Genomic DNA, 6,191 nt, shown 5'->3' with positions numbered 1-6,191 from the left:
CAGACTTTATGGTCATTTTATGGTGGAGGCCGCAGCAATCTCACAAAAAGCAAAAGCGCCTGTGAAACTTGTTTATAGCCGGGAAGACGATATGTCGCAGGGCATGTACCGCCCAAGTTATTCCGCCACTTATCGTGCTGCACTCGATGCAGAAAACAATTTAACCGCACTTCATATTAAGGCAGGAGGAATTCCTGAGAGTCCGCTATTTGCCAACCGATTTCCGGCAGGGGCTTTAGAAAACTATCTGGCGGAGGATTGGACCATAGAGTCCAATATCACAACAGGTGCTTTTAGGGCGCCAAGATCAAATTTCATTGCGGGTGCTGAACAATCGTTCCTGGACGAGGTGGCTGAGGCGGCTGGTAAAGACCCTATAGAATTTCGACTGGATTTATTAAAAAAGGCCCAGGAAAATCCTGTAGGTGAAAATAATGACTATGATGCCAGTCGATATGCAGGGGTATTAGAATTGGTCAGGGAAAAATCAAATTGGGGATCCAATGATCCAGGTATGCACCGCGGGGTATCGGCCTATTTTTGTCACAATAGTTATGTTGCTCAGGTGCTTGATATTGAAATGGACAACGACAAACCCATTGTTCAAAAAGTTACCTCAGCCATTGACTGCGGTATTGTGGTAAATCCTGATGCAGCGACCAACTTAGCTGAAGGAGGGGTTGTTGACGGAATTGGCCATGCAATGTACAGCGCAATTACTTTTAAAGACGGTGCACCAGAACAGAACAATTATGATAAATACCGGTTGATTCGCCATAGTGAGGCCCCAAAGTCCATCGAAACCTATTTCGTGGACAATGGTATAGACCCAACCGGACTTGGTGAACCGCCTTACCCTCCTATTATGGGGGCTCTGGCCAATGCTTTATATAAAGCTACCGGAAGAAGGCATTACGACCAGCCATTTATTCTGGATAAACCGCCATTAGTGGGATAACCTGAATAATATATCATCGTTTAGCACTACTCCGTTAATACAGTCTCTTAAAAGCAAAACAAGTTTTCATGAATTCAATAAAAACAAAAATAGGAAGGCGCGCTTTTATAAAAAACACCAGTTTGGCAGGAGGCGGCCTTGTTCTTGGCTTTAGCTTTTTAAATTCATGCAAGCCCGGACAGGCTGAAGAAATGGCTGTTAAAGAGATGCCTAAGGAGTGGTTTGAGATCAATAGTTTTTTAAAAATTGGTGAAAATGGGTTGGTGACCATAATGTCTCCCAACCCTGAAGGCGGTCAGAATGTAAAAACATCCATGCCCATGATCGTAGCAGACGAACTGGATGTGGATTGGAAAGATGTTATCGTAGAACAGGCCCCTTTGAATACCGATGCCTTTAGTTTTCAATTTATCGGAGGCAGCCAGGCCATACGACGCGGTTGGCCGGGTTTACGAATGGCCGGCGCTTCAGCCCGGCAAATGCTTAGGGAAGCAGCCGCAAAGACCTGGCAGGTGCCTCTGGAAGAAATCACAACTGCCGCTGGCGTATTATATCACGAAGAAAGTGGCAAATCCTCAGGATATGGAGAAATGGCATCGGTAGCGGCCCAAATTCCTGTCCCGGATGAAGTTGAACTTAAAGAAATTAAGGATTTTAAGATTATTGGCACATCCCGGAAAAATGTGGACGGACTAAAAATCGTTACGGGTAAACCCTTATTCGGTTCGGATACTGAACGTGAGGGAATGCTTATTGCCATGATAGTTCATCCTCCGGCATTTGGGTTAAAATTGAAGTCAGTTGATGATTCTGCCGCACGCAAAATGCCCGGCATTACAGATGTTTTTACTGTAAAAGTATTTAATGATGATTACGAGAAAGCATTTTTTGATACACGTACCTTCAACGAGGTGGCCGTAATTGTAGGCAACTCTACATGGGAAGTGATGAACGCAAAAAAGGCTTTAAAAATAGAATGTGAACCAATAGAAAGCTCAACGGAGACACGAGATCGATTTGGCAATAAATGGCAACAGCGTACCCCGGCAGGCCTTGAAAGCACCACCGATCATTACGCCCAAATGGAAGCAATGTCAGCCCAAGTCGCAATAATACGTCGTAAGGATGGTAACCCGGAAGCAGCATTTAAAAATGCAGCCAGGGTAATAGAGCGAACTTACACTGCTCCTTTCCTTGCTCACAATTGTATGGAACCCATGAATTTCTTTGCTGATGTTACAGACGAAATAGCAGAACTTATTGGGCCCCTGCAAAAACCGGAGCTTACCGAAAAGACCTTGTCAGCACGTCTTGGAATGCCTGTGGAAAAAATAGACATCAAAATGACACGATTGGGTGGTGGCTATGGACGCAGATCGTATGCCCATTGGTTAGTGGAATCGGCGCTCATTTCACAAAAGATGAACTCCCCCATAAAACTGATTTATTCCCGTGAGGATGATATGACGGATGGGATCTATCGCCCGGCCTATCAGGCCAAATTCCGGGCAGGTCTTGATTCAGACAACAACCTCATAGCATTTCATATAAATGCGGGCGGTATTCCTGAAAGCCCTTTAGCTGCCAATCGTTTTCCTGCCGGTGCAGTTGAGAATTACCTCGCTGAGGATTGGACCATAGATTCCAATCTAACTGTAGGTTCTTTTAGGGCCCCACGTTCCAATTTTATGGCAAGTTCAGAACAGTCTTTTTTAGACGAAGTTGCGGAAGCCGCTGGAAAAGATCCAATAGATTTCCGATTGGAACTATTAGATAAAGCCAGTAAAAATCCTGTGGGTGAGAATAATGATTACGAAGCTGATCGCTATGCCGGCGTGCTTAAGCTTGTAAAGGAAAAATCTAATTGGGAAAACAAAGATCCAAATATACATCGGGGTGTTTCTGCCTATTTTTGCCATAATTCCTACGCGGCACAGGTACTCGATCTAGTAATTAATAATGGCCAACCAATAGTTCAAAAGGTCACATGTGCACTTGACTGTGGTATTGTTGTAAATCCGGATGGCGCCGCCAATATGGCCGAAGGCGGCATCGTGGATGGTATCGGGAACGCCTTATACGGCGAGTTAACCTTTAAGGACGGTGTTCCGGAAAAGAACAACTTTGATACCTACAGTATAATTCGAATGAGTGAGTCTCCCAAGGAAATTGAAGTTCATTTTGTTCAAAATGATATAGATCCTACCGGTCTGGGTGAACCAACCTTTCCCCCTATTTTTGCTGCCTTAGCAAATGCCTTGTACAAAGCATCTGGGAAGCGATATTATCACCAACCCTTCAATTCTAAAAAGCCTGTTTAGGGTGATCTGGAAAGTATTCCGGGCATTTTACATCAGTTTTAACAAGGTGTCAGCGGTAAAGCGGTAGGAATGATGAGATCGGTTTTTTTGAGAATCTTCTTCGGAAAAAAATTATATAAAGTTACCTACAGATACTTAGTTAGAAAACGGTAGAATTCCCTTTTCAGATCTGCATAAATCTGACGTTGTGTCTCCATTTTATTCCGAAATTCCAGATGTTTTTTGACTAGCACAGTATCAAGTGCATCCTGTCCTGTTTGGCTCTGGCCTGCTATCCTGGTTTCATGTACTTCTATGGCCTCTCTTAGCTTTTCAATAATCCCGCCATGAAGGATAAATTCATTTTGGTAATGCTCAAGTTGCGCCAATACCTCTTTATCGGTCCAACGGGTTACCAGCTCGCCCAATCTGTTGTTAAAGGATTTTAGTTCATCTTCCCAAAAAGCCAGTTCGGACCACCACTGCTGGTGTTCAAAGTGCAGGTCCGTGTTGTAAATGACTTCTTTCTCCATGATATTTTGTTTTATTTTTTACTTATTCATCCTCTTCCAATTCAGCAACAACTCTTTTTCCCATGATCTTTTCCAAATCTTCTTTTTCAACTATTTCTTTTTTCAACAAAAGTTGCGCAAGCGCTTCTAATTCTGCTCTGTGTTCTATAAGCAGATCCTTTGTTCGATTGTAGCAACTGTTTACCAGGCCCTGTACCTCTTTATCTATTAACTGTGCCATATTCTCACTGTAGGGTTTCCCGAACATACGTTCGTTCTGACCAGTGGAGTCATAATAACTAATTGGACCAATTTCCTTGTCTAATCCATAGTAGGCGACCATAGTATATGCCTGTTTTGTTACTTTTTCCAAATCGTCCAATGCTCCGGATGAAATCTCGTTAAAAATGATTTCCTCTGCCGCTCGCCCACCAAGAGATGCACAAATCTGGTCTACAAATTGTGCCCTGGTTACAATTTGCCGTTCTTCAGGCAGATACCAGGCAGAGCCCAGGGATTTTCCCCGGGGAATAATAGATACTTTAACCAGAGAATCCACATTTTTTAAATGCCAGCTCACAACGGCATGCCCGGCCTCATGATGTGCCACGATTTCCTTTTCCTTGGGTGAAATTATTTTGCTCTTTCTTTCCAGTCCTCCTACAACCCGGTCCCTGGCCTCTAAAAAGTCTTCCTGCTCAACCTCTTCCTTCTTTTTACGAGCCGCAATTAGCGCAGCTTCATTGCATATGTTCGCAATATCAGCCCCTGAAAATCCCGGACTTAATGCCCCCAATTCCTGAAGGTCAACATTTTTGGATAATTTAAGATCCCGTATATGAACCCCGAAGATTTCAATTCGCTCTTGTTTGTTGGGCAGCTCCAGGTAGATATGACGATCAAACCTGCCCGGTCTTAATAAGGCCTTGTCTAAAACATCGGGTCGGTTGGTGGCGGCTAATACAATAACCCCAGTATTAGGCCCAAATCCATCTAACTCGGTTAGCAATTGATTTAAAGTGCTTTCCCTTTCATCATTAGCCTGAAATGCATTTAACTTACCACGTGAACGGCCCACTGCATCAATTTCATCAATAAAAATTATACTTGGTGCTTTTTCCTTTGCTCGTTTGAAAAGATCACGAACCCTTGAAGCGCCAACTCCGACAAACATTTCTACAAACTCTGAACCAGACATAGAAAAGAAAGGTACCCCTGCTTCTCCGGCTACTGCTTTTGCCATTAAGGTTTTACCGGTTCCGGGAGGACCAACCAACATAACTCCCTTGGGAATTTTAGCACCTAATTTGGTGTAATGCTCCGGATGTTTTAGAAAATCAACCACTTCAATAACCTCAGTCTTAGCCTCTTTTAAACCGGCAATGTCATCGAATGTTACTTTACTTTTATGGCCTTTCTCTGTTAATTGTGGAGATGATTTTCCAAAATTGAACAGGGGATTCGAGCCTCCTCCTGTACGCATTCTTCGAAGGAAATATCCCCAGAATAGTAACAAAAACATAAGAGGTAAAAGCCATGGAACGATATTCCATAAATTTATTCGGTTCTGATAACTTACATCTACCTCTTCCTCAGTAGTGAAGTCCTTTTGGGCTTTGGCCATTTTATTTTCAAAACTTTCCACAGAACCAATCCGGATAGCATAATGTGGTCCTGTTTTAGAGCTAATGGAATTATCCTTAATCCATTGATGCCTTGAATCAGACAGACGGTCTTCTTTGATATATACTTCTGCCACCTCCTTGTTGATAACCACTATTTTTGCAACATCATGTTGAGAAAGCATAGTATGCTCAAACTCTTGCCAGGTTACTTCTTTGGTAACAGCAACAGGATTTGAAAAAATATAAAACAATAAAAGTGTCGTAAAAAGCAAAATATAACCGAGATTGATGTTATTTCCTCCGCGGGGCTGTTTCGGCTTCCCTTTTTTGGAGGGATCAATATTTGTTTTATTATCAGACGATTGTTTCATAATTATTATCTAAGCCGGATGAGTAGATACCAATTGAAATAGCATCATTCGCAGCTCACCGGATATAAAAATATATCTATATAACCATCCCTGAAATGATGTAGATCATTCCTAAGTATTCAGACATGCTATTATTTTGATGTTACTATTAGCGCAGCCCTAATCGCTGCGGAGTTTTCCAAGATGGTAAGCGAAGGTCTGGTTCTTTGTTCTATTGGCCACTACTTTTACTTAAAAGTGACTGCCTTCAATTGCTGTTTGCTGTCTGACCAAAGGTTACAATGCTCTGCTCTGCACTATTAATGTTTTCAATTCCTTGTAAAAGAGCATCCGGATTAAAGGATATACTGTTTATACCTTCTTTGACTAAAAATTCAGCGAATTCCGGAAAGTCACTTGGTGCCTGACCGCACAAGCCAATCTTT

4 protein-coding genes are annotated in these 6,191 nt (G+C 42.5%); 2 read left to right on the top strand and 2 right to left on the bottom strand.

What is annotated here, in order from left to right:
* Together Q0X77_RS14935 and Q0X77_RS14930 are read left to right on the top strand one after the other, a co-directional pair.
* Positions 1–958, top strand: a 958-nt coding sequence (locus Q0X77_RS14935) for a molybdopterin cofactor-binding domain-containing protein (protein ID WP_297798628.1), incomplete at its 5' end; no start/stop codon positions are given.
* Positions 959–1,026: 68 nt separating this feature from the next.
* Positions 1,027–3,279, top strand: coding sequence for a molybdopterin cofactor-binding domain-containing protein (locus Q0X77_RS14930; protein ID WP_297798627.1), 2,253 nt, complete (start codon positions 1,027–1,029; stop codon positions 3,277–3,279).
* A 125-nt stretch (positions 3,280–3,404) separates the two neighbouring features.
* Here Q0X77_RS14930 and Q0X77_RS14925 read toward each other — a convergent pair whose 3' ends face one another.
* Together Q0X77_RS14925 and ftsH are read right to left on the bottom strand one after the other, a co-directional pair.
* A complete protein-coding gene (locus Q0X77_RS14925; protein ID WP_297798626.1) occupies positions 3,405–3,791 on the bottom strand; it encodes a hypothetical protein in 387 nt (128 codons plus the stop codon).
* Positions 3,792–3,813: 22 nt separating this feature from the next.
* Entirely contained in the window at positions 3,814–5,766 is a 1,953-nt protein-coding gene (gene ftsH, locus Q0X77_RS14920; RefSeq protein WP_297798625.1) for an ATP-dependent zinc metalloprotease FtsH, read from the bottom strand.
* Positions 5,767–6,191 lie beyond the last annotated feature (425 nt).

The sequence above is a fragment of the uncultured Eudoraea sp. genome (assembly GCF_947258925.1).
Classification (GTDB): domain Bacteria; phylum Bacteroidota; class Bacteroidia; order Flavobacteriales; family Flavobacteriaceae; genus Eudoraea.
Note: the sequence above shows the minus strand (reverse complement) of the source record. Positions and strands in the feature narration are given on the sequence as shown.

Coding starts and splice junctions, on each gene's coding strand:
- Q0X77_RS14930 (WP_297798627.1), top strand. CDS start 1,027: ATGAATTCAATAAAAACAAAAATAGGAAGGCGCGCTTTTATAAAAAAC.
- Q0X77_RS14925 (WP_297798626.1), bottom strand. CDS start 3,791: ATGGAGAAAGAAGTCATTTACAACACGGACCTGCACTTTGAACACCAG.
- ftsH (WP_297798625.1), bottom strand. CDS start 5,766: ATGAAACAATCGTCTGATAATAAAACAAATATTGATCCCTCCAAAAAA.